Genomic DNA, 24,114 nt, shown 5'->3' with positions numbered 1-24,114 from the left:
ACTGATTACTAACTATATCAATCAAAGGAACTATGCAAAAGCCTGTGAGACTTTAGATAATGGCTTCGAAGATGCCTTCCAATACACAGTAATGGATAAGAGTCACAATCGTTTAAAAAGTACTAATCTTCTTGAACGATTGAACCAAGAAGTACGCCGAAGAGAAAAGATTATTCGTATTTTCCCCAATCGTGTGTCAGCCAATCGTTTAATTGGTGCTGTCCTGATGGACACGCATGACGAATGGATCAGTTCTAAAAGAAAGTATATCAAGTTTAACCAGTAAGAGAGTATAGAACATTGTACTAGAAACTTTTACACAAGATTATGGACTTGACTGAATAATTTTATCTCTGTTTATAAATATTCTTTTAATAATTTAATCGCTTATAAAATTAAAAAGTTGTTGGCATATTCAAACATGAATATGCCAACAACTTTTTTTATTCAAATTGAGCCTAAAACAACCTTTTTAAATCTTCTAATGCTCTCGGAAATTTGACACTAATTATATATATTATACTTGTTGCTACTAACATCAAATGTACTGACTGTATTTTAAACAAGACTTTTGAAATTTTTCTCATCAATGTATCCGTCTTAGCTACGTTATTTGCTTCAACAACACTTCTATGTGTAATTACTTTTTTTATATATTCTTTTTTTTCACTGTAGCTAAAACGACAGTCTTTACTATAAATCGGTACAATACTAGATAAAACACCTTTCAAAAATAGTGCACTATATCCTTCAATATCTATATTACCAGTTAAATCTAAAACTGAATTATAAAAATGTACAAATGTATCAAATTTATTTTCAATAAAACGATTCGTCAAGCTATTAACTCCATCAAAAGAATAATAATATAGTATCTCTTCAGTCACTAATACTTTATTTACATGGTGAAAATAAGATAAATTAAACAGTCGATCTTCCGAACTTTTAAAATTTGGAAACTTGATTTCATTTTCAACAATAATATCTCGTTTATAAACTTTATTCCATACAACATACATAAGTTGTTGCTCCATTAACGTATATAAATCAGATATGAAAGATTTTTTGGTTAAATATAACTGTTTTCTATGAGATACTTTTCTACTTGACAACACCTGATTATTGGATACCACATTTAATTCATATCCTGAAACAATTAAATCGACATCTTCTGTTTTCATAAGATTATAATAAGTCATCAAGGTATGTTTTGGTATCGCATCATCCGCATCAAAAAACAATAAATATTTTCCTGTTGCTAATTCAATTCCCTTATTTCTCGCTTTTCCTGGACCACCATTAGATACAGTTTGATATATAAAATTCGAATGTTTGCGTGAAAATTCTAATAATATTTTTTCCGTATCATCTGACGATTCATCATTTATAACAATAACCTCAAACTCTGTAAAAGTTTGACTATAAATACTTTCAAGTGTATTCTCCAGAATATGATCTACATTAAACGCAGGAATAATGACACTAAATAACGGCTGTTTTTTTAAATTCATCCTTATTCACCTTCTTTCATTTAAAAATCCAGTTCAATAACTTATTTTCATCAAATATAACTCGAATTACATTTTCATAATTACTATACCATAATAGTACATAAGCATTACAAGCTATAAAGGCAAATATCCCACTTGATATCAGCCATTTTTCCGATTCATACTTTATTTTTCCCCAATTATACGATAAGTAATATGAGAATAATATATAAAATAAAAATAGAATGTTTCTTATAATCCGATAAAAATCTACACTCATAAAAAACAATGGCAATAATGCAATGTGTATCCAAGCAAATTTCCTTAAATCCGATTCAAAATAGCAATGATTTGTCGAATTATTTGAAAGTGTGGATTTTTCTATAGCTTTTGTTATCCAATATACTAACAATAACATTAATATGGCATTAAACACAAAAAATATTTGACCCGTTAATGATATGGTTCCTTTAACTAAATAATAATACCGACTAAGGATGGGATGATTTAAAAACCCATTAAAATCGAATGTTTTTAAGAAAAAAGTAACGGTTATAAATCCTGTCAAACTAAGTATCGCTACATAAACTTCTTTTAGATGAGCCAAGAACCAAAATATTACATATACAAATGCTGTGTTATGTATCGTTCCCGCAATTAAAATCAAACTTAACGAAAGAAGATCATAGCTAATATCTTTTTTTCGATTAAATAAACAATATAATGCCCATGAAATAATTGTCATTGATATAAAATTTCTGAATTGTACAATATCTAACATAAACGGAAAGATACTATAAAATAATAAAGGTAACATGGGCTTAGTTGTTAATTTAAATGCCAGCAATACTAATGAAAATAAGCATAATGTAGTCACGATAGTAAAGAATATAGAATATTCTAAATTAATTACTCTGCCTATTCTTGTAACCCAAAAAAAACCTAGTTCATTAATTCGACGATTAAAATCATCTCTATCTAAGTAAATGTTATTATAGTTATTCCAATCTGGATTCATTCGATTAAAACTCATTAGTCCCCACATGAGTAAACTACAGATTATAGCAATGCTTTTATTAATGCGCTCTTTATACTTATTCATTTGAGCACCACTCTCTTATATCTTTATTACTATTAATAAAGCCTGCCCACATTGCCTTTAATTTTATCCATTTATTATCTTCATAAAATATAACGCCTAGTAAATCATGGATAAGACGATGATACATTAATTTTTTAAATCCAGGAAATTCTTTACCATACCATTCCACACACTTTAATCCATTTCTGACAATATAAAATTTACGCAGTGGTCCATGATGATTAGGACGAACTGTCAAATGCAATAAATGATGTTCTGTTCGTTCTCCAATCGTATGCTTGAAAATAACACGAGGGGTCACCACAATATCTTTGCCTTTTCGCTTTAATCTTAAACTCCACTCAGTATCGACTTGATCTATAAAAAATTCATCCACGTATCGCTGTAATCTGCCTTCTTCATCTAAGAAAACATCCATAGGCATAAAACTCGCACTTGAAACAACAAAATCTACCCGTGTTGCCTCTTGAATCGTATGGACCGTTTCATATCCTGTCGGAGTAAGTTTTGCATAACGTCCGTACTCTTTTAAATTACGATCGTACAAATTGGGTGCAAGAATACCGATATTATAATCTTTTAATAAACGATTGTATTCATCGACCATTTGATTGAAAAAATTTTGATCTATTTCAGAATCTTGATCAAAAAAGAATAGTCCTTTTTTACCTTGTTTTTTTGCTTCCTTAATTCCTTCATTTTGTGCATACGCTAATCCCTTATTTTCTTTTAAACGAATCAAAGTAACTTGTTGTGCATTTATTTGATTTAACACATCATTCGATCCAGAACCATTATCTACAATAATAATTTCTTCATTTGCTTCACTCATCGATCGAATTAATTGTTCTGTTCTTTGAGTAGGGTGATATGTCACTAAAATAACGACTGTTTCAGACTGCTTCATGAGATACCTCCTTTAATCGTTGCCATGTTTGTTGCATTTCTCTTTTTAAATAGGGCAAACTTAGCCCTAGCAAAAATATATAGCCTAGTAATCCTAACCATTTATTTGGTACCACGGACATTAAAAGATATACCATTAGCATCATTGTTTGCCAGCCATTTACTCGAAACGGATTAGTCGTTAAATGATTTTTTAGTAAATATTCGCATAACCATAACCGCAACATATACACCATCAATAGTGTTCCAAATGTTAATGACAACGAATGGAAGAAAAAGACACTGACATAACTTACTAGTGAAACAACGAACAGCATCGCTGTATTAACCATAAACAGCCCCTTCTCTTCACGATATGCTTTCAAATAACTTGTGGCTAAAAGGGATAACTGTCCTTCAAACAAAAACAATGGATACAATACATTTAAAATAGGTAATGCTATTCGATAATTAGGCAACCATATATAAATGATTCCATACAAAGGAAAATATCCCACTAATAACAAAGCGGTCAACAATGTAAATATCCTTTTTAAAGGCACATAAATGTCTGCTAAGTCAGAAGTTTTTAATGTCTTTAAAAAAGGAAATACAACTACACTAACACCGTTAATAAAGAAAATAACCAGATTAGATACGGAGATCACAAGAGAAACAATTCCAAATGTCTCAATATTATATCCAGACTTAATCATTAATCGGACAATTCCAATGAGTAAGCCTCCTGCCAAATTTGAAAACAGTAGTTGCAACCCACTTTTTAAAATAACACGCCCCTGTGGAGCAACTGTCTCATTAACTACTTCACTAATTCGACTTAATTTTTGTCGCGTTTGATATATGGCATACATTAAACTAATAAAACGTGCGATCATATCAACTGATAATAACCAAATTAATTGTGTATGATGAGTCGTTAGAAGACCGATAATAAATACTAAATATACTAATCGATCGATTAAATTAGTTTGAGCAAACAAATCCATTTGATTGGTCGCTTGCATCATACTAAATAAATAATTACGTATATTGGTTAAAAAAAGTGTAATTGCATAGCTTATTCCGACTAATTTTAATGGTCCCTCTAAATAAAAGAAACTACTCGCGAAAAAAAAGAAACTTAAACTCGTTTCAACTATTGTATATTTAATAAAATTATTTTTGATCCATTTTCTTGGTAAGTCTTTTAATTTAAATCCACCAAAATTCAAATAAAGACCATCACACCAGCCAAAGTGAAATAGTCCAATATAACTTGCATAAAAAATATAAAGTTGCCAATACCCAAATGTTTCCGTCTCGATTTGTTTAGCTACTACTAGTATCGTTAGCACTTGAATAAGCATAGCAACTAATGTTGATAAAGTATTGTATGAAAAATGTTTTAAAAATATTTGTCCTTTATTATTCATCATCTTCCCCTCTTTCAGTCTCATTATTAAAAGCAGGGAATATCACACGACTTAAAAAATGATTAATATGGTTTTGAACTACTTCGGTTGAAAAGTGAGTGTCAAATAACCGTTTCGCTGACTGACTCATTGTCTGCCATTGTTCTGGTGAAGTTTGTATTACTTGATCAACTGTGCGATTAATATATTGCCGTTCGAGTTGATAACCTAATTCAAACTCCTCTAACCACTCTTTCGTATCGCCACCGATTGTATTAATAATAGGTAAGCTAAATTTAAAATAATCCACTGATTTCATTGTTAAACCAACTGTCAACTGTTCTTTAAATACATTTAGACCATAGTGAACTTGTTTAATAATTGCTTGTTTACTATCATTATCAAAAATCATTCCATGGAAAGTATGTGGTATATTCTTCTCTTGGAGTGTTTTGATAAATATATCTTGATTTTCTCCTCCACCAATAATATCCAAATGAACAGCTCTTTTACTTTGAACAGTTTCTAAAAATTGAATCATTAAATTTAAATCTACTACGTTATTAATGGATCCTAAATATAAGAACCGTATGATTTGATCCGTTGTATGTTGAAATGGAATAGACGGCACGGGCTGTTGCGCTAAATAAAATGGTGCATGAGGTCTAAGCGTCAATGCTTGATCACCAATCATTTCACGATACAGTTTACATTCATATGTGAAGCCATCCGCATACTTCAAAGCATTTTCTCTCAAATCACGCCATATATAGAAAGGTATTGATAGCCATTTTTTTAAATTTTGAATAGGAAAGGATTCTGGCCACATATCATATATGTCAAAAATAACGCGAACTTTTGGATGTTTCTTTTTATAACGAATCACTTCTCTTCCTAAAGCATTAGGAGGTAACATACAAAAAATAAGCTGCGGTTCTATTTCTTCAAGTTTTTTCTCGACATCTTTCGCAAAACGGATATGCGACCATATTCGCTCGAACGATAAATTTTTCCGGTAAGGGATAACTGGAATTTGAATAGCCTGTGACACATCAGATATAAATTTTTTTCTTCTTACTGTATCATAATCTGCCGTTATATAGGTCACTTCATATCCTTGATCACTTAAATAACGATCAACTAATTTTAAGCGATTATCATAATAATTAAAACAGCTGATTAAAACCGCTCGCACAAAACCCCTCCTTTCTTAATTATATGTGAACGTTTTACTATCTTAAAAAGTCTACTGCCTCTTTCCAATCGATTGGTTTAAAACCGATTGCTAATGTTTTACTCAAATCTAAAACAGAATATGTTGGTCGCTTTGCTTGTTGAGGATACGCATCCGATGATACTGGTTCTACTGTTACATTCGTATCTTTTAAAATATATGATGCAAATTCATACCAAGAACACATTCCTTGATTACTTAGATGATAAATTCCATAAGTACTATTCATATTTACTAAATAATACATAAATTCTACTAATGTTTTCGTCCATGTTGGGCGGCCAAATTGATCATTAACTACGGTTAAATGATGATGCGACTGCGCTAATTTTTGCATAGTCTTCATAAAGTTATGACCATATTGACCAAAAACCCAACTGGTCCGAATAATATAATGACGACGAACATGTTGAGTCAGCCATTCTTCAGCATATTGTTTAGCCCGACCATATTCATTTAACGGATCATATGCAGCTTCAGTGGGAATTGGTTGTTCAGAAGACCAATTAAATACATAATCTGTGCTTAAAAAAACTAATGTGGCATTTAACTCTTCAGCAATTTTCCCAACATTTTTAGTACCTTCTACATTCACTTGCCAATTCAGTTCTTTACCTTCATTTTCTGCTCGATCAACTGCTGTGTAAGCCGCGCATAAATAGATCACTTCAGGACTAATTGCCCTTATCTTAGTTGCTACGGCTTGTCCATCCGTTATATCGAGTGTGGTTAGGTCTGTGGCTTCAAACGGAATTGCTTGATCAGTCAAATAATTAGCAAGTTCCATTCCTAATTGACCATCTTTTCCAATAATTAATGTTTTCATTTATTTTCTTCAACTCGTTTCAATTGCGCGCGTTCTTGTAAAGGTCTCCACCAATCTTCATTGTTTAAATACCATTCAACGGTTTCTTTTATCCCCTGGTCGAATGTATATAACGGTTTAAAACCTAATTCGGTCTCCAATTTAGTTGGGTCAATGGCATAACGTCGATCATGTCCTAAACGGTCTTGGACATATTCAATTTTAGATGGATGATAATCCATTAGGTCAATAATCTTATGAGCTATTTGATTGTTTGTTCGTTCATTATGACCACCTACATTATACACTTCACCAATTTCCCCTTGCTGCAACACTAAATCAATTGCTCGACAATGATCAAGAACATGCAACCAATCTCTAATATTTTCACCATCCCCATATATTGGCAAGGTTAATCCATCAACTACTCTTGAAATTAAAAAGGGTATTAATTTCTCTGGAAAGTGATACGGTCCATAATTGTTAGAACAACGTGTAATATTAACTGGTAAATCAAATGTTTCATAATACGCCTTGACAAGCATATCCGCTCCAGCTTTACTTGCTGAATATGGGCTTCTTGGATCCAATGGTGTATTCTCTGTAAAAAATCCTGTTTGGCCTAATGAACCATACACTTCATCAGTCGATATTTGCAAATATTTCTTTAAAGTTGCACGATGTTTTAAAGCAGCATTTAATAAAGTACTTGTCCCCAAAACGTTTGTTTCAACAAATAAGTGAGGATTAACAATTGAACGGTCCACGTGTGATTCCGCCGCAAAATTTACAACATATTCAAATTGGTATTGAGCAAATAGTTGATTAACTAAAGTATCATCCGTAATTGATCCTTTTACAAAATGATAATTTGATAAATGTTCAATATCTTTTAAATTATTGATGTTTCCTGCATAAGTTAAAGCATCTAAATTAACAACTACATCTTCTGGATGTTGAGATAAGTAATACTGTATAAAATTACTTCCTATGAACCCTGCGCCACCCGTTACTAATACATTCATTAATTTTCTCCTTACTATTTTGTACTATCATAGACTACTCAAAATACTTTATGTTCTTATCAAAGTTAGCATGTTGTTGATCTTTCCTAGAAACAATGACTCTCTCTAAATCAACCGGCCAATCAATTGATAATGACGGACTATTGTAATGAATACCACTATCTGATTCTGGATGATAAAATTCATCTACTTTATATTGTACTTCCGTATCTTCAACTAAGGTTATAAACCCATGGGCAAATCCCTTAGGTACAAGAAGCTGTCTTTTATTTTCACTTGTTAAAATATAACCTTCCCATTGCCCATATGTGTCAGAGTGTTGCCTTAAATCAACAATTACATCATAAATAGCTCCCTTAGTTACACGTAGTAACTTAGTTTGACTATACGGTGGTTTTTGGAAGTGTAGTCCACGTAAAACGTGAGCCGGCACTGAACGGCTATGGTTATCTTGAACAAAATGATAATTCAATCCGGCAGCCTCAAAAACTTGTTTCGAATACGTTTCGGTGAAAAACCCGCGTTCATCTCCAAACACGGGCATTTCAATCAATTTTGCATCTTTAAATTTTGTATTAATTACTTTCATTTTATTCCCTCTAATATTAATTTATTGGATATAACGTTCCATCTTTACTACTTTCATATTCAAAATATCCTTGATCATTTGTTTCATCAGCATTTGGATCATTATAATAATCACTTAGCCCCGGTGCATAAATAGACTTAATATCATCTAATGTTAATTGATCCAAACTGAGGTTATTCCGTAAAGCATTACTGACTTTTAGTAGTTCGGGTTTAGAAACAAATAAATAATCCAACTGATCGACATTCATCGCATGTACATAAACGTGAACACTTTCAATGTTTTTAGCGGCTGCCATATATTTCGATTGCAATGTAATTAAATCATTTAACCGCAAATTAGTACGTACATTATCTTTTAACGTGTCTAAAACATCATTGTAATGCGTTAAAATATCTAAACGTGTTGCTTTTTCCAATATGGCTTCTACTACAATTTGTTGCCGTTCTTGCCTTCCTAAATCACCCTTAGGATCTTCATAACGCATCCGACTAAACGCCAGTGCTCGTTCGCCGTCTAAACGAACTTCTTCACCAGCAATAAATGGAATATCATCAAATGTAAAAGTGAGTGGACTCACTATATCAATTCCACCGACCGCATCAACTAATTGCTTTAATCCATCCATATTAACAGATACATAATAATCAATGGGAACATTAATTAATTGTTGAATCGTATTAATGGTCATTTCCGGCCCACCATAAGCGTGCGCATGGTTTAATTTTTCAAAAGTATTGTGCCCAACAATTTCTGTATAAATATCACGTGGTAAACTTAATAACTTTGATTCATTCGTTTGAGGATTAAGCGTTAATAACATCATCGTGTCACTTCTTGCTGGTTCATCATTACTTCGAACATCGCCATATCCATTGTCTAGTCCCATTAATAAGATAGAGATAGGTTGACTAGACTTAATAGTAGCTGACTGCTTCCTTAAATCTTCAGTTTGGATGGGAGAGAAAACAGAATTATACGCTGTCCCTATATCCCCAAAGACTTTTAATATAATAACTCCCGAAATAGCTAACATTGCTAAAAAAATTAATCGAACAGTCCGTCGTTTTCTTTTTTTTTCACGTTTTCTACGTGCTGATCGGCCTTGATTATAATTTTCTTGACTCATTAAGTCGTCTCTCCTCTTCTATCTATCTTTTCCTATCCATTTACTCCTGATTCATTCGGAGTGGTTGTATTCTCGGGTGGAGAAGTTGGTTGAGTCGGTTGACTTGGCCGCTCCTCTACAGGTGGATTAGGATTACTTGGCACATCTTCAGATGGTGTCGGACTTACCGGTGGGGAACTATCTTCTAATGATTCCTCTGGTATTGTTGTATCATCATTTCCTGTGTTTGGCGTCGTTTCGTTTAATCCTGGTTGATTTACATTCCCATTATTTAATTGATTATTAGATGGCACTTTTGGCCGCGGTGGAATATATTGTTGTACTTTATTTTCATGTTTTTCTTGAGATTTATCATAAATATTTTGCTTTGTTTCATCAGCTTGTTCTCCAATGTTCTTCTTATTAACATCGACTACATCTAAATCTTTTAACTTGATTTTTGGTAGTTCTAATTCGCCACGTATAATATTGCTTATTTTTAAAAGCTCATCTGGTTCAATGTAGAAATAAAAAATCTCATCCATCCACATTTCACGACCAGCCATACTGATTGTTTGGAACGATTTTGCTGCATTTTGATAATTTTTTTGAATATGCAGCATATCTTTTACATTTAGATTCGTTCGAAAATTTTCTCCTAAAACATTAAGTAATTCGTTTATTTTTACCACACTACTAATGTTCAAAGCTTTTTTAGTAATCGCTTCAATAACTAAACGTTGTCTTTCTTGACGGCCAAAATCACCTTTTGGATCTTCTTTACGCATTCTTGAAAAAGCAAGTGCTTCCCATCCTTTTAAATGACGTGTCTGTCCTTTGGTGAATTCTGCTCCGTCATATTCAAAGGTAAACGGGCTAGTCACATCCACTCCACCAAGGGCATCAATAATATCAGAAAGACCTTTCATATTCATCTCAACATAATAATCTATAGGGATATTCAACATTTTTTGCACAGTTTCAATAGACATTTGCGAACCACCGAATGCATAGGCATGATTAATTTTATCGCTTGTGTTATGCCCTACAATATCCACATAACTGTCTCGCGGAATGGAAACCAGTGTAGTTTTTCCTTTTTGAGGATTAACTGTTGCAACAATCATTGTATCACTGCGCCCACCATCTTCTAGAGAACGCCCACCAATTCCATTATCAACGCCTAAAATTAAAACTGAAAACGGCTCACTATTCTTTACGTCTAATTTTTCAGTTCTCACTTTTGTTACTTCAAAATTATTATGCACTTTTTTATAATTTTTATATGCATTATAACCAAACACACTGCCTCCGACTACCAATAATAAAAACATGACAAGAGCAATGACGCACCCTGGTCTTCTACGCTTTTTGACCGGACGATTCTTACTTGCTGTACGTTTATTCATACGTTCCTCCCGCTGATTCGTCACTTTCTCTGTGACCTGTGTGGCTTTCATGTTTTTCGTTGTCAGTTTCTCTTGTGCTAATTTACGATTTCGTCGCCCTTGTCGACTTGATCGTTTCGGTAAATGTGATTCCTTATCGCTCATCGTGTCCTCCTACTTGTTTCAATACGTACAATCATTCTTAAATTAAATATCATTCATTTTTTCGTATACTTTTCCTCAGTATATATTCATGTTTCATTATCTCATATCTTTCTAAAAAAAAGTATCCTATTTACAAAGATTTAATACTATTTAAACTTTTTATTTTATTCTTTCCCGTTGCAAACTCCTCTGATTTTTCTTCGAATTTAGCTCAATCAAAAACGAGCGAAGACTACAATCTCCACTCGTTTCAATTCTTTTAATTTTATTCTTCTTCGTCTGTTTCAGGTACAAGTGCTTCTGGGAAGTTTTCCTTCACAATAGTGTAACAACGTTGACACAAGTGCGGTGCCTCTTCGATTGTACCGACTTCTTTGCGTGTTGCACGGCAACGTTCGCATACATTTCCTTCTGCATGTTCTACGAGTACATGTTGTTGTTCAAATGGCATTGCTGATTCAGGTGCTTGCCCTTCCGCCATATCAAAAGCTGACACAATTAAAATTTGATCAATTGGTACATTAACTTGTTTATAAATACGACGTGCTTCTTCATTTGGATATACTGTTACGTGCGCTTCAAATGATTTACCAATTAATTTATTATTACGTGCTTCTTCTAAAGCTTTAGAAATATCTTGACGTAATACCATTAATTGATTCCATGTTTCCAACAATGCTTCTTCACTTTCAAAATGTTGTGCTGTTGGGAAGTTCGCTAATTGAACAAACTCTTCTTCTTCATCTAAGTAAGTCCAAACTTCTTCACATGTATGTACTAAAATTGGTGTTAGTAGCTTAGTTAATGCCACTAAACTATCATACATAACGGTTTGCATCGCGCGACGTTTTAGATCATTTTCAGTTTCTATATATAAGATGTCTTTTGCAAAATCTAAATAGAAACTTGACATATCATTATTTAAGAACAGCATAATTGTTTTATAGACCGTTCCATAATCATAACGGTTATATGCATCAACCACTGTTTCAATCACTTGGTTTAGGCGAACTGTGATATATTGATCCACTGAACGTAAATCTTCATAAGATACTCGATCCGTATTAACGTTATAATCTGCAGTATTTGCTAACATAAAGCGCATGGTATTCCGAATTTTACGGTATCCTTCTGATATTTGATTTAAAATATCTGGACTTACTCGAACATCTGCAGACGCATCTACTTGAGCAACCCATAAACGAATAATATCTGCTCCACGTTGTGACATTTCTTTATCTGGCGAAATCACATTGCCTAATGACTTACTCATCTTACGACCTTCGCCATCATTTACAAAGCCTTGACTTAATACCGCTTTATATGGTGCTTTACCATTAACTGCAACACTTGTCGTTAAACTTGAGTTAAACCAACCACGATATTGATCGCTTCCTTCTAAGTATAGATCTGCAGGGAAAGACAAGTCCGGACGTGTTTGTAATACACCCGCATAGCTCGTACCTGAGTCAAACCATACATCCATAATGTCCATTTCACGTGTAAATGATCCATTTGGACTAAATTCATGTGTAAATCCTTCAGGTAATAAGGCTTCTGTTTCCCAATCAAACCAAATATTTGAACCGTGCTCTTCAAATAATTTTGCCACATGCTCAATGGTTTCAGCAGTCATAATAGCTTCGCCATTTTCTCCGTAGAAAATTGGTAAAGGAACACCCCATACACGTTGTCTAGAAATAACCCAGTCACCACGGTCACGTACCATGTTATAGATACGACGTTGTCCTGATGGATGCAACCATTCAACCTCTTCTTCAATTGTTTTTAAAATATCTTCACGGAATGCGTCAATTGAAGCAAACCATTGTGGTGTCGCTCTAAAAATAACAGGTTGTTTTGTTCGCCAATCATGCGGATAACTATGTGTAATTATCTCTTCTTTTATTAAGTGCTCATTTTCTTTTAAAATTTCTAGCACTTTCTTATTGCCGTCTGCATAAAACATACCTTCAAATCCTGGTGCTTCATCTGTAAATTTACCTTCATGGTCCACTGGTGATAATGGTTCGATATGATAGCGACGCGCTACGATATAGTCATCTGCACCATGTCCAGGCGCCGTATGAACTAACCCTGTACCAGATTCAGTCGTAACATGTTCACCTAAAATTACTAGCGATTCGCGATCATAGAATGGATGTTTAGCCGTCAAATGTTCTAAATCGCTTCCTTTAATTGTCTTAACCACTTGAACATTTTCCCAATTGAACTTATCAACTAAGCCTGCTAATAAGTCTTCTGCGACAACGTATTGAGAATGGTTCACCTCAACTAAAACATAACTTAATTCCGGATGAACAGCAATTGCTAAGTTTGCTGGTAACGTCCAAGGAGTTGTTGTCCAAATAATAAATTGTGCGCCAGCTGGAATAATATCTTTACCCTCTAACACATCAAAACTAACATATATTGACGAACTATCTACATCATGATATTCAATTTCTGCTTCTGCTAATGATGATTCACTTGAAGGAGACCAATAAATCGGCTTTAATCCACGATAGATATAACCTTTTTCAGCCATTTTTCCAAACACACGAATTTGTTCTGCTTCATAACGATGATCTAAAGTTACATAAGGTTGCTCCCAATCTCCTTGAACACCTAAACGTTTAAATGTACGACGTTGATCATCAATCTGCTCTTGTGCATACGCCGCACAAAGTTCTCTAAACTCTGCCGTAGACATTTTTTTACGGTCAATTCCTTTATTATTTTTTAAAGCTTGTTCAATTGGTAACCCGTGTGTGTCCCAACCAGGAACATACGGCGCATAATAACCTTGCATTAATTTACTGCGTACAACAAAATCTTTTGTAATCTTATTCAACGCATGCCCCATATGGATTGCTCCATTCGCATAAGGAGGCCCATCATGTAACATGAATGATTCATTACCTTCGTTTAATTTCAAACGCTCATGGTAAATGTCTTTCTCTTCCCATAATTGTTGACGTTCAACTTCTTTCACAGGTAAATTACCGCGCATCGGAAATTTTGTTTTTCCAAGCTGTAATGTTTCTTTTAATTTCATCGTATTCTCTCCTTTTTTATTCCATTCGTTTTATTTATATCTTTTGACTTTTGCAACAAAAAAAGCCCGTCCTACAAAGGGACGAGCTACTTCGTGATACCACCCAAATTCAAATTAATTCCGATTTTAAAAAAACTTTTATTGGAATTAATTCCTCTCAAAGCTTAACGCGCTCATACGACACTCCCTAATTGATCTTTGTCCTATCAGAAGATAAGGATCTTTCAGAAGTATAGAAATAAAGGGGATCAGTCATAAATATTCTGATTAGCTTGCACCAACCGCTAACTCTCTATACAGATATTATTTTTGACAAGCCTTTTGTCTGATGTTTGTTTATATTTTCATACAATTTTAATATATTATACAAATTTACTTCACTAATGTCAAAGTCTTCCCTTATTGTCATCCACAAAATTTCTTTTTTAGTTAGTCATTGATACAGTGTTATTTATGGGCAATAAATGATTAAATGAATAAATTGATATGTGATTATGTCGTTATATGCTAAGATAGAACTAACGAAACTACGAATGATGATTCATATTCATCATTACTTATAGGAGGATGTCATGTTAAACGTATCAAATGTATCGGTTCAATTTTCCGATCGTACTTTATTTAAAGATGTAAACTTAGGCTTTGCACCTGACAATTGCTATGGTGTTATTGGAGCTAACGGTGCTGGTAAATCCACTTTCTTACGTGTATTATCTGGAGAGTTAGAACCTTCAACTGGCTCCGTTTCATTAGATGCTAACGAACGCTTAGCCGTATTAGAGCAAAACCATTATGCTTTTGATTCATACAGTGTCATGGATACCGTTATTATGGGGCATAAAGAATTATACGATATTCAAAAAGAAAAAGACGCTATTTATATGAAAGAAGAATTTTCAGAAGAAGATGGCATTAAAGCAGCTGAATTAGAAGCTCGTTTTGCCGAACTTGATGGTTGGGAAGCCGAATCAAAAGCTGCCGTTTTACTTGAAGGTTTAGGTATCGAAAAAGATAAGCACTATCAAGTGATGAGTGAATTAGTTGAAAACGATAAAGTGAAAGTTTTACTTGCGCAAGCACTCTTTGGCAATCCTGATGTTTTACTCTTAGACGAGCCAACAAACGGTTTAGACGCTCATAGCATTATGTGGTTAGAGGACTTCTTAATTGATTTTCCAAATACCGTTATTGTAGTCAGCCATGACCGTCATTTCTTAAATAATGTGTGTACACATATGTGTGATGTGGACTTTGGAAAGATTCAATTATATGTAGGTAACTACGATTTTTGGTTACAATCGAGCCAATTAGCGGCAAAACTACAAGCAGACCAAACAGCTAAAAAAGAAGAAAAAATTAAAGAATTACAAACTTTTATCGCTCGTTTTAGCGCCAACGCATCAAAATCAAAACAAGCAACTAGTCGTAAAAAATTACTCGATAAAATTACTTTAGACGACATTCAACCTTCTTCACGCCGTTACCCATTTGTTGGGTTCAAACCTGAACGTGAAGTTGGTAATGATGTTTTAATGGTCGAAAAATTATCACAACAATCCGTTGAAGGCGAAACATTATTCACTGATTTAACTTTACAACTTGGCCGTGAAGATAAAGTTTGTTTCTTAAGTCGTGCTGACTTAGCAGTTAGTGCCCTATTTGAAACAATTGGTGGTCAACTTGAACCGACATCTGGCACATATAAATGGGGGGTAACAACTTCTGTTAGCTATTTCCCAAAAGATTTAAACCGAGAATTTCCACAAAAAGATATGACGATTTTAGACTGGTTACGTCAGTTTGCTGAACCAGCTGAACAAGATAATACATTCTTACGTCAGTTTTTAGGTCGTATGCTATTCTCCGGTGAAGACGTTATGAAAAAAGTTGGCGTATTATCTGGTGGTGAGAAAGTACGTTGTTATTTAGCTAAAATGATGCTGGAGAAAACCAATGTCTTAATTATGGATGATCCTACTAACCATTTAGACTTAGAATCAATTACTGCTCTTAATGATGGGTTAATTGCTTATCGCGGAATTATTCTATTTACATCTCATGACTTCCAATTTATTAATACAATAGCTAATCGCATTATTGAAATTGGGCCAAAAGGATATTTAGATCGAATCGATTCTACTTATGATGAATACGTTAAAGATGAATCATTACAACCTCGTATTGAAGCATTATACGAATAAGTTTTAAAATAATATATTCATACTAATACATCGATAAACAGCCTATATAAACAATTAAAGACGAATCATTTCAATCCAACTACTTTCATTGGAACGAAATGATTCGTCTTTTTATATAAAGAAATTTGTTAAATTAATACAAGTGACCCCACAATAATTACTCCTACAATTGCTAAATGTATCCATCGATACACATATAACATCGTAGTCATTTCAAACAAATGATTTTTTAAATATTCCTCTAAATCATCAATATAATATGTCGATACGCCCACACCAACCGCATTTAACCCGGCTTGCTTAGCGTAAACTGATGCGCGCATTAAATGATAATCACTCGTTATAAAGACTCCTTGTTCTTCACGATCACGATATTTCAATAGTCGTTCAGTGAAAACCATATTTGTTTTCGTATCAATACTTTTCTCTTCTAACAAAATTTTTGGAGCGGGTACGCCTTGTGCGTGAATATATTTTGCCATTACACGTGCTTCTGAATAATTTAATGATGGATTAGTTGGACCACCCGACATAATTAGAACGACTTCCTTTTTTAAATAATTAAATAACTCGAACGCTTTTCTTAAGCGGCTCACTAAAATACGATCAATCTGTCCATCTTCTAAATACTTGCCTAAAATCAAGATATACTCCGGATTAGGTGGGATTTTAGACTTCATCAAAACTGTTTGCATAATGAAGTAACTCAAAACTAAATGACCAAAATATAAAATGAAAAAACTTCCTACACGATTAAACCAAATGAAAAACGATAGTGTTCGCAACGGTGTATTATAGGTCACTAAGAACAATATTAAACATATTGCCATTACAAACACCAATTGAATATAAAGTGGTTGTTTCATTATCCATTGCTTTGCAGAAACTTTTTCTTGCTTGAATTCTTTTATTTTATAACTAATTACAGCAAATGCAATTGAAAACAAACTTAAAAAATTAAATAAAATAAAAATGCGCAAAATCAATTCAAATGATAATTTCAAATAAACGAATCCACTGAGTAACAAGACGACTATTGCAGCAGTTAAAAAATAACCAATCAATACTTGTCGTCGATCAATCAAATACAAACTAAAAGCAATTAAGCATAATAACAATTCACTAACTAGTAATAGACCGAACAATGAGACCCCTCCTCTATTTCTATTTCAGATTATACAAATAATCCGTTACTTTGGCAATTTGTTCTCACGTTAATCCTTTGAAAGAGGTTAACTCTTTTTTATCTCATCAACTATTTTATCGTATCTTCATTATACATTTAATTATGTTAAACTGTTATTAAAAGATTTATTTCCATCAAGTTTATTCATTGGAGGAGACTAATGAAACCATTTTATAAATTATCATTCGAAGAACGTATTGATCAATTACTTCATGAACAACGTATTTCTCAAGAATTTGCAACTCTCCTAAAAGAAGGGGATTGCTTGCCAAGTAATATTGCTGACACAATGATTGAAAATGTTATCGGTGTTTATGGATTACCCTTAGGTTTAGCAACTCATTTTTTGATTGACGGAGTTTCTGTTGACTTGCCACTCGCGGTTGAAGAACCTTCTGTCGTAGCAGCTGCAAGTAACGGTGCGAAACGAATCAAACATTCTGGTGGTTTTAAAACAAAAACATCACGATTAATGCTTGGCCATATTACTTTTGCAAACGCTACAGAGTTACTTCAGCGAATTCATCATCACTTGCCTCAAGCAAACGAATTGCTAAACATATTAAATCATGCCATCCCTAGCATGGTTAAACGTGGTGGTGGAGCTACTGCTTGTTGGTGGAATGTTATCGACAATGAATACTTAACACTCTACGTGCAATTTGATACAAAAGAAGCCATGGGGGCTAATTTGATGAATACAGCTTTAGAGCATTTAAGTCAATATTTAACTTCAAAATTCAATCAAGAACCACTTGTTGCGATTTTATCAAACGCTGCAGAAGGCCTACTAAGTCAAGTGACTTGTTCCGTATCATTTGATCAATTAGCGACAGCTTCCTACGATGGTCAAGCAGTCGCTCAACGAATTGCGCAACTGAGTCATTATGCACAAGTTGACCCTATACGCGCTGCAACTCATAATAAAGGCATTATGAATGGTATCGATAGTTTAGTCATTGCAACGGGTAATGATTGGCGTGCGGTTGAAGCCGCTGCTCATTCCTATGCTTGTCAAAACGGACAATATCGTGGATTATCACAATGGACGGTTAATGAAGCCACACAAACATTAGACGGTATCATCAAAATTCCACTTCCCATTGGAACCGTCGGGGGAACAAGTTCTATTCATCCAATGGCACAAATTGTCAAACACATCATACACTCGCCTGATGCTCAAACTTTATCCGGTTACATTGCATCACTCGGTTTAGCACAAAACTTATCAGCATTACGCGCTTTAGTAACTACCGGCATCCAATCTGGTCACATGGCATTACAATACAAAAGTTTAGCTGCCCACGTTGGTGCTAATGGAGAGGAAGTACCTCTTTTAGTGGAAGCATTAAAAAAACAACGACTTGTTAATCAAGCCGTTGCTGAAAAATTATTAAGAGAAATACGTTCTTAAACGTTCGCGTTGTTTTTTAACATAAGGTTTTACTGTATTTTTAAAAAATAAACGTTCTACAATATCCTGGTTATCCTGATTTTTAAAAGTTAATGTATTCTTTAATAACCCTGTTTCCAAATGAGCAGAGACTTGCTCCAAATCAATGAGTCGAATGGATGATACCGTCCAAATCGACTCTTTTTTTGCCTCTTTTTTTATTGGAAAAAGATAAACACCATTTTCATACTTTATCATTGCATATTCTTGCTGGTTAGATTCAGAATATCCGATAAACAAGGATTCGGTCGTCCAATCTGCTGGGAAGTACTCGGCAATTTGTTCAATTAGTGCTTGCATCCTTTACTCTGCACCTTCTCTATCCGTTGTTTTTTCTTCACTTGGGAAATATAAATCCACTTGATGTCGCATACTATCCATAACTGTTAATACATCAAAAGAATGTTGTAACATGCTATGATATGCACTTTTGTCTACTTTGCCCTGTATCAATTGAGCGAAATGCTCAACTTCAGGCAACATTGGATATTCAATCGCTTGTGTGGCTAATTTTTGTTCTCCTAATTCTGTATGTAAGATTACTTCATCTATTCCCGCAATATGTTGACATGATAATGTAAGTTTTCCACTATAGATTTCGTTAGGCAAATTCACATTAGTCACTTTACTCGTATAAACGGTTAGATCGAATGATTCATAGCGTAAAACTCCCACACCTTGTTCATCCACACCGTTTGGACCAATTTGTGGAATATAATGAACACTTTGTGGTAATCCAAACCATGCAACCGCAGCGTGAACTAAATACACACCTAAATCCATTAAGGCACCACCGGCCATTTTACGTGTAAATACATTAGGTTCTTTCCCAGCAAAATAATTGTCAGCTTGACTCGAATACTTGCCAAATGCCAAAAAACCACCATTTATTGAAGGTAATGATTGGATTTTTTCTTTCATTAATAAAAAATTCGGCTCATATAAATGACGTGCCGCTTCCATCAAATATACTTGCTGTTCTTGGGCTATTTGAATTAATTCTTTAAATTGCTTAGCATGCTCACTTGCTGGTTTTTCAAGTAAGACGTGTTTTCCTGCACGTAATGCCTGTTTCGCTTGTTCATAATGTAAGACATTAGGTGAAGCAATATACACCGCATCCATTGTTTCATCAGCTAAAAATCGATCTAAATTGTCATAAAACTTTTTCGCTTGATATGGTCGACCAAATGATTCGGCTCTTTCAATCTTACGACTATATACACTATGCAAAGATAATTCTGGAACCATTTGAATGGTTTCAACTAACTGTTTTGTAATTTTGCTTGTTCCGATTACACCTAATTGAAACACTCGTTTTTGTTCGTTCATTTGTTTTCAAATTCCTTTCAGCGACTACTAACTTTTCTATTTTGTATGTAAATTTGTATCATTTAACTACTTTTTAATAATTACTTATCTATTCTAATGTTTTTTTTCAAATCAAACAAGGGTAACTGTTTTACACTTATATTACAAGCATATAACTGTTATATACATTAAAATTTATAAAAAAAGTGCACATTACTTATTTTAGTAATGCACACTTTCATATGTCTCGCTAATTCAAACGATTTATTTTTCTGTTGAAGGGATAGGGATATCGTAAGCTTTTAACTCTTCAACATGATCCGGTTGCAATGTCAAAATTCTTGGCCCTTCTTTTGTAATCGCTAATGTATGTTCAAATTGACAGCTCAAACTACCATCTGCGGTCACTGCAGTCCACCCATTTGCAGTCATTTTTGATGGCCAATCCCCTACATTAATCATTGGCTCAATTGTAATTAGCATGCCTTCTTTTAAACGTGCACCTTTTCCAGGCTGTCCGTAATGTGGAATCGCTGGCTCTTCATGAATTGTAGGCCCAATACCGTGTCCCACAAACTCGCGAACTACACCATATCCAAGTCCCTCAGCATAAGTTTGAATCGCATGTCCAATATCTCCAATACGATTACCTACTTTAGCCTGCTCAATTCCTAAATACATAGCTTTTTTAGTCACTTCGTACAATTTTTCAACTTCCTCTGTTCCTTCGCCACCAACAATATAGCTCCAACAAGAGTCTGACATAGCTCCTTCTAATTCAACGCAGAAGTCTACCTTAACTAAATCACCTTTTTTTAATACATATTCTGTTGGAAAGCCATGACAAATTTCTTCATTTACACTCGTACATGTTGCATATTTATAACCTTCATAGCCTATTTGCGGTGCTGAACCACCCGCAGATTCTATTAAGCTTTGCACATATTTATCGACTGCTGCAGTTGTAATACCCGGTTTAATAAAGTCACGTAATTTAACATGTACTGAAGCTAATAAATCACCTGAACGATCCATTGCTTCTATTTCTCGTTTTGATTTAATTGTAATCATATTTTCCCTCTTTCCTTAATCCTGTGTATAACCATTTGGGTTATTTTTTTGCCAATTCCAAGAATCTCTTACCATATCAGAAATTGTTTGTTCCGTTTGAAATCCAAGTTCTTCTTTCGCTTTAGTTCCATCTGCATAGACTTCCCCAATATCTCCTGCTCGACGTTCAACTACTTCGTATGGAATTTTTACATGATTCTCTTGTTCAAACGCTTGAATTAATTGAAGAACTGAAATACCATGGCCTGTGCCTAAGTTATATACTTTAGCCCCTCTTTCTTCTTGGTTCTTTTTAAGCGCCAATACATGCCCACGTGCAAGATCTAATACATGAATATAATCTCTCACACCCGTTCCATCAATTGTGTCAAAATCATTACCAAACACTGATAAATGGCTTCTTATTCCAACCGCAACTTGTGTAATATACGGCATCAAATTATTAGGTATACCACTTGGCAGTTCACCAATACGTCCAGACTTGTGCGCACCAATTGGATTAAAATAACGCAGATTGGTAATTGACCACGTTGAATCACTAACTGCTAGATCATTTAATATTTGCTCAATCATCACTTTTGTATAGCCATAAGGATTAGTAGCACTAGTTGGCATTGGCTCTTTAAAAGGTAAAGGATTATTTGCTCCATAAACTGTCGCTGAAGAACTAAATACTAGATTTTTTATTTGATAGGCTTTCATGACTTCTAACAGATTTAGCGTTCCCGTTATGTTATTCTCATAGTATTTTAAAGGTTCTGCTACCGATTCACCTACTGATTTAAAACCAGCAAAATGAATCACTGCATCAATTGTCTCTTGTTCAAAAACATTATTCAAGAAACTTTTATCTAATAAATCACCTGTATACACCTTCATTGTTTGCCCGGATAATTCATTTAAACGATTGATAACTAGTGGATGACTGTTTGAAAAATTATCCAAAATAATAACATCATGCTGATGCTCTATTAAAGCTAATACAGTGTGACTTCCAATATATCCTGCACCACCTGTTACTAAAACTCTCATTATATTTATATCTCCTTTTATTCCTTTATATTTAATCGATTCATCTCTTATCTCCCACCACATTATAACAAACTTTATTTATAAAAAAAATCAATGGAAAGTTCCTCGATATAATTATGTAAAATTTTTCTAAATTATTAATCTTTTTTTATATTTACGAATAAATCAATGACTAATTAGCTTCCTTATGTTATCTTAATATAGACGTCTATCAAACAGACGAAAACACGATTAGGAAGTGAAATAATGAATAAAAAGATATTAACAGGAGCAGCCTTACTGACAGCTACATTACTTGTAGGATGTTCAAACGAAAGTGGCGATACTGTCGCAACAACAAAAGAAGGTAAAATTACTTCTGAACAACTTTACAAAAAAATGAAAGCTGATGCTGGAGTTGATTCTTTACAATACTTAATTCTTGAAAAAGCTTTAGAACCAAATGTAAAAAATACTAAAGAAATCAAAGATGAAGTAACTGCTCAAGTTGCTAGTCAAGTTGCACAATATGGTGGCGATGAAAAAGTTTTTGAAGTTGCATTAAAACGTTCAGGTTTATCAAATGTTCAAATGTATAAAGATTCTCTATATGTTGCCAAAATGATGGATAAATATATTGAATCAAAAATTGATACTTCAGACAAAGAATTAAAAGCTTTTTACGAAAAATGGACACCAAAAATCGAAGCTGACCATATTTTAGTTCAAAATGAAGACGAAGCTAAAGAATTAATTAAACAAATTAATGAAGGTGCTGATTTTGCAGAATTAGCTAAAAAACATTCTTTAGATAGTGGTAGTGCTCAAAATGGTGGAAAATTACAACCATTTGGTAAAGGTGAAATGGACCCAGCCTTTGAAGCAGCAGCTTATGCTTTAGAAAAAGAAGGCGAAGTAACTCAAACACCGGTTAAATCACAATACGGTTTCCATATTATTAAATTAATCAAAGGCGCTAAAAAAGAAGCATTTGATAAAGCTAAAGAAGAAATTAAAAAAGAATATATTGACCAAAAAATTAAAGATTCAAACTTCCGTCAAGATATTATTGCTCAATTAATTAAAGATGAAAAAGTTGAAGTAAAAGATAAAGATTTATCTAATGTAATGGATTACTTCAAAACAGCTGAAGAGCAACAAAAAGATATCGAAGAGCAACAAAAGAAATTACAAGGACAAGGACAACAAGCTGAACCTTCAAAAGATAAAAAAGAAGACAGTAAAGATAAAAAATAATTAATATTAAAAAGACTCAAACCATTTGATATGCTCCCCCTAAAGTAGACACTTGAAAAAGTAAAACTATTTTAGGGGGAGTTTTTCATGCGTAAAAATAAACGTTATTCAGCTAATGAGTTAATGTATTTTATTGATCTCTATTTAATCAGTGGAATATCCTATGCAGAACTACAGGAAAATTATGGCTTAAAATTAAATAATAAAAACTTTCGAAAGTACCTTAATAAGTATAGAATACATGGGCCTTCGGCTTTAATATCGAAAGGTAGCAATAACAATTATTCTGAGCAGTTTAAAAAGAAAATTATTGAGGAATGTTTGAGCAATGAAGCCTCTTATTTAGAGCTCGCTACAAAATAT

The 24,114-nt window shown here is 33.6% G+C and carries 21 protein-coding genes and 1 pseudogene; 6 read left to right on the top strand and 16 right to left on the bottom strand.

Features of this window, described 5'->3' with window-relative positions; all coding sequences use genetic code 11:
* A partial coding sequence (locus tag L866_RS09290; RefSeq protein WP_025729905.1) for an IS256 family transposase occupies positions 1-286 on the top strand: 286 nt, incomplete at its 5' end.
* Positions 287-458: 172 nt separating this feature from the next.
* Here the strand turns inward: L866_RS09290 and L866_RS0105415 are convergent.
* The 11 genes from L866_RS0105415 to ileS form a co-directional block, all read right to left on the bottom strand.
* Positions 459-1,511 carry a glycosyltransferase family 2 protein gene (locus L866_RS0105415; RefSeq protein WP_025729903.1) on the bottom strand — a complete coding sequence of 351 codons (1,053 nt, stop codon included), beginning with the start codon at positions 1,509-1,511 and terminating at the stop codon, positions 459-461.
* Positions 1,512-1,527: 16 nt separating this feature from the next.
* Entirely contained in the window at positions 1,528-2,592 is a 1,065-nt protein-coding gene (locus L866_RS0105410) for an EpsG family protein (protein ID WP_025729901.1), read from the bottom strand.
* Complete coding sequence (locus L866_RS0105405; RefSeq protein WP_025729900.1) at positions 2,585-3,499, bottom strand: glycosyltransferase family 2 protein; 915 nt, start codon at positions 3,497-3,499, stop codon at positions 2,585-2,587. The genes L866_RS0105410 and L866_RS0105405 overlap by 8 nt, the downstream gene beginning before the upstream one ends.
* Positions 3,486-4,910: a lipopolysaccharide biosynthesis protein gene (locus L866_RS0105400; RefSeq protein WP_025729899.1), complete on the bottom strand. Its 1,425-nt coding sequence runs from the start codon at positions 4,908-4,910 to the stop codon at positions 3,486-3,488. The genes L866_RS0105405 and L866_RS0105400 overlap by 14 nt, the downstream gene beginning before the upstream one ends.
* Complete coding sequence (locus L866_RS0105395) at positions 4,903-6,084, bottom strand: glycosyltransferase family protein (RefSeq protein WP_025729898.1); 1,182 nt, start codon at positions 6,082-6,084, stop codon at positions 4,903-4,905. The genes L866_RS0105400 and L866_RS0105395 overlap by 8 nt, the downstream gene beginning before the upstream one ends.
* A 37-nt stretch (positions 6,085-6,121) precedes the next feature.
* On the bottom strand, positions 6,122-6,949 hold the full coding sequence (rfbD, locus tag L866_RS0105390; RefSeq protein ID WP_025729897.1) for a dTDP-4-dehydrorhamnose reductase: 828 nt from the start codon (positions 6,947-6,949) through the stop codon (positions 6,122-6,124).
* Positions 6,946-7,953 (bottom strand): dTDP-glucose 4,6-dehydratase, encoded by a 1,008-nt coding sequence (gene rfbB, locus L866_RS0105385; protein WP_025729896.1) that lies wholly within the window; start codon positions 7,951-7,953, stop codon positions 6,946-6,948. The genes rfbD and rfbB overlap by 4 nt, the downstream gene beginning before the upstream one ends.
* A 34-nt stretch (positions 7,954-7,987) precedes the next feature.
* A complete protein-coding gene (rfbC, locus tag L866_RS0105380; protein WP_025729894.1) occupies positions 7,988-8,542 on the bottom strand; it encodes a dTDP-4-dehydrorhamnose 3,5-epimerase in 555 nt (184 codons plus the stop codon).
* Positions 8,543-8,558: 16 nt separating this feature from the next.
* A complete protein-coding gene (locus tag L866_RS08605) occupies positions 8,559-9,671 on the bottom strand; it encodes an LCP family glycopolymer transferase (protein ID WP_025729892.1) in 1,113 nt (370 codons plus the stop codon).
* A 32-nt stretch (positions 9,672-9,703) separates the two neighbouring features.
* On the bottom strand, positions 9,704-11,203 hold the full coding sequence (locus L866_RS09065) for an LCP family glycopolymer transferase (protein WP_025729890.1): 1,500 nt from the start codon (positions 11,201-11,203) through the stop codon (positions 9,704-9,706).
* A gap of 265 nt (positions 11,204-11,468) precedes the next feature.
* Positions 11,469-14,261: an isoleucine--tRNA ligase gene (ileS, locus tag L866_RS0105365; protein ID WP_025729888.1), complete on the bottom strand. Its 2,793-nt coding sequence runs from the start codon at positions 14,259-14,261 to the stop codon at positions 11,469-11,471.
* 572 nt (positions 14,262-14,833) lie between these two features.
* Here ileS and L866_RS09875 point away from each other — a divergent pair.
* Positions 14,834-15,373: pseudogene (locus L866_RS09875) on the top strand (ATP-binding cassette domain-containing protein); the annotation flags it as partial.
* A 33-nt stretch (positions 15,374-15,406) separates the two neighbouring features.
* On the top strand, positions 15,407-16,462 hold the full coding sequence (locus tag L866_RS09870) for an ABC-F family ATP-binding cassette domain-containing protein (RefSeq protein ID WP_425387356.1): 1,056 nt from the start codon (positions 15,407-15,409) through the stop codon (positions 16,460-16,462).
* A gap of 128 nt (positions 16,463-16,590) precedes the next feature.
* Here the strand turns inward: L866_RS09870 and L866_RS0105355 are convergent, their stop codons facing one another.
* A complete protein-coding gene (locus tag L866_RS0105355; protein ID WP_025729884.1) occupies positions 16,591-17,607 on the bottom strand; it encodes a YdcF family protein in 1,017 nt (338 codons plus the stop codon).
* A 201-nt stretch (positions 17,608-17,808) separates the two neighbouring features.
* Between L866_RS0105355 and L866_RS0105350 the strand changes: the two genes are divergently transcribed.
* Positions 17,809-19,062, top strand: a complete 1,254-nt coding sequence (locus L866_RS0105350; protein ID WP_025729882.1) for a hydroxymethylglutaryl-CoA reductase, degradative — start codon at positions 17,809-17,811, stop codon at positions 19,060-19,062.
* Here the strand turns inward: L866_RS0105350 and L866_RS0105345 are convergent.
* From L866_RS0105345 to galE, 4 genes are all read right to left on the bottom strand, one after another.
* Positions 19,042-19,401: a hypothetical protein gene (locus L866_RS0105345; protein WP_025729880.1), complete on the bottom strand. Its 360-nt coding sequence runs from the start codon at positions 19,399-19,401 to the stop codon at positions 19,042-19,044. The genes L866_RS0105350 and L866_RS0105345 overlap by 21 nt on opposite strands.
* A 3-nt stretch (positions 19,402-19,404) precedes the next feature.
* Positions 19,405-20,433 (bottom strand): Gfo/Idh/MocA family protein, encoded by a 1,029-nt coding sequence (locus L866_RS0105340; RefSeq protein ID WP_035446236.1) that lies wholly within the window; start codon positions 20,431-20,433, stop codon positions 19,405-19,407.
* A gap of 243 nt (positions 20,434-20,676) precedes the next feature.
* Entirely contained in the window at positions 20,677-21,483 is an 807-nt protein-coding gene (gene map / locus L866_RS0105335) for a type I methionyl aminopeptidase (RefSeq protein ID WP_025729876.1), read from the bottom strand.
* 15 nt (positions 21,484-21,498) lie between these two features.
* The gene (gene galE / locus L866_RS0105330) at positions 21,499-22,515 is read right to left on the bottom strand and encodes a UDP-glucose 4-epimerase GalE (RefSeq protein WP_025729874.1); all 1,017 of its coding nucleotides are present in this window, start codon (positions 22,513-22,515) and stop codon (positions 21,499-21,501) included.
* 246 nt (positions 22,516-22,761) lie between these two features.
* Here galE and L866_RS08595 point away from each other — a divergent pair, with 246 nt between their 5' ends.
* Together L866_RS08595 and L866_RS0105320 are read left to right on the top strand one after the other, a co-directional pair.
* Positions 22,762-23,751 carry a peptidylprolyl isomerase gene (locus L866_RS08595; RefSeq protein WP_025729872.1) on the top strand — a complete coding sequence of 330 codons (990 nt, stop codon included), beginning with the start codon at positions 22,762-22,764 and terminating at the stop codon, positions 23,749-23,751.
* Positions 23,752-23,838: 87 nt separating this feature from the next.
* Positions 23,839-24,114 (top strand): hypothetical protein (locus L866_RS0105320; protein ID WP_025729870.1); only part of this gene is annotated, 276 nt, incomplete at its 3' end.

The sequence above is a fragment of the Atopobacter phocae ATCC BAA-285 genome, from assembly GCF_000526675.1.
Taxonomy (GTDB): domain Bacteria; phylum Bacillota; class Bacilli; order Lactobacillales; family Aerococcaceae; genus Atopobacter; species Atopobacter phocae.
This window is presented reverse-complemented; position numbering and strand designations above follow the sequence as displayed.

What these genes read in the sequence shown, in the direction of transcription:
- L866_RS0105415 (WP_025729903.1), bottom strand. Translation starts at nt 1,511, where the DNA reads ATGAATTTAAAAAAACAGCCGTTATTTAGTGTCATTATTCCTGCGTTT.
- L866_RS0105410 (WP_025729901.1), bottom strand. Translation starts at nt 2,592, where the DNA reads ATGAATAAGTATAAAGAGCGCATTAATAAAAGCATTGCTATAATCTGT.
- L866_RS0105405 (WP_025729900.1), bottom strand. Translation starts at nt 3,499, where the DNA reads ATGAAGCAGTCTGAAACAGTCGTTATTTTAGTGACATATCACCCTACT.
- L866_RS0105400 (WP_025729899.1), bottom strand. Translation starts at nt 4,910, where the DNA reads ATGAATAATAAAGGACAAATATTTTTAAAACATTTTTCATACAATACT.
- rfbD (WP_025729897.1), bottom strand. Translation starts at nt 6,949, where the DNA reads ATGAAAACATTAATTATTGGAAAAGATGGTCAATTAGGAATGGAACTT.
- rfbB (WP_025729896.1), bottom strand. Translation starts at nt 7,953, where the DNA reads ATGAATGTATTAGTAACGGGTGGCGCAGGGTTCATAGGAAGTAATTTT.
- rfbC (WP_025729894.1), bottom strand. Translation starts at nt 8,542, where the DNA reads ATGAAAGTAATTAATACAAAATTTAAAGATGCAAAATTGATTGAAATG.
- L866_RS08605 (WP_025729892.1), bottom strand. Translation starts at nt 9,671, where the DNA reads ATGAGTCAAGAAAATTATAATCAAGGCCGATCAGCACGTAGAAAACGT.
- L866_RS09065 (WP_025729890.1), bottom strand. Translation starts at nt 11,203, where the DNA reads ATGAGCGATAAGGAATCACATTTACCGAAACGATCAAGTCGACAAGGG.
- ileS (WP_025729888.1), bottom strand. Translation starts at nt 14,261, where the DNA reads ATGAAATTAAAAGAAACATTACAGCTTGGAAAAACAAAATTTCCGATG.
- L866_RS09870 (WP_425387356.1), top strand. Translation starts at nt 15,407, where the DNA reads ATGTGGTTAGAGGACTTCTTAATTGATTTTCCAAATACCGTTATTGTA.
- L866_RS0105350 (WP_025729882.1), top strand. Translation starts at nt 17,809, where the DNA reads ATGAAACCATTTTATAAATTATCATTCGAAGAACGTATTGATCAATTA.
- L866_RS0105345 (WP_025729880.1), bottom strand. Translation starts at nt 19,401, where the DNA reads ATGCAAGCACTAATTGAACAAATTGCCGAGTACTTCCCAGCAGATTGG.
- L866_RS0105340 (WP_035446236.1), bottom strand. Translation starts at nt 20,433, where the DNA reads ATGAACGAACAAAAACGAGTGTTTCAATTAGGTGTAATCGGAACAAGC.
- map (WP_025729876.1), bottom strand. Translation starts at nt 21,483, where the DNA reads ATGATTACAATTAAATCAAAACGAGAAATAGAAGCAATGGATCGTTCA.
- galE (WP_025729874.1), bottom strand. Translation starts at nt 22,515, where the DNA reads ATGAGAGTTTTAGTAACAGGTGGTGCAGGATATATTGGAAGTCACACT.
- L866_RS08595 (WP_025729872.1), top strand. Translation starts at nt 22,762, where the DNA reads ATGAATAAAAAGATATTAACAGGAGCAGCCTTACTGACAGCTACATTA.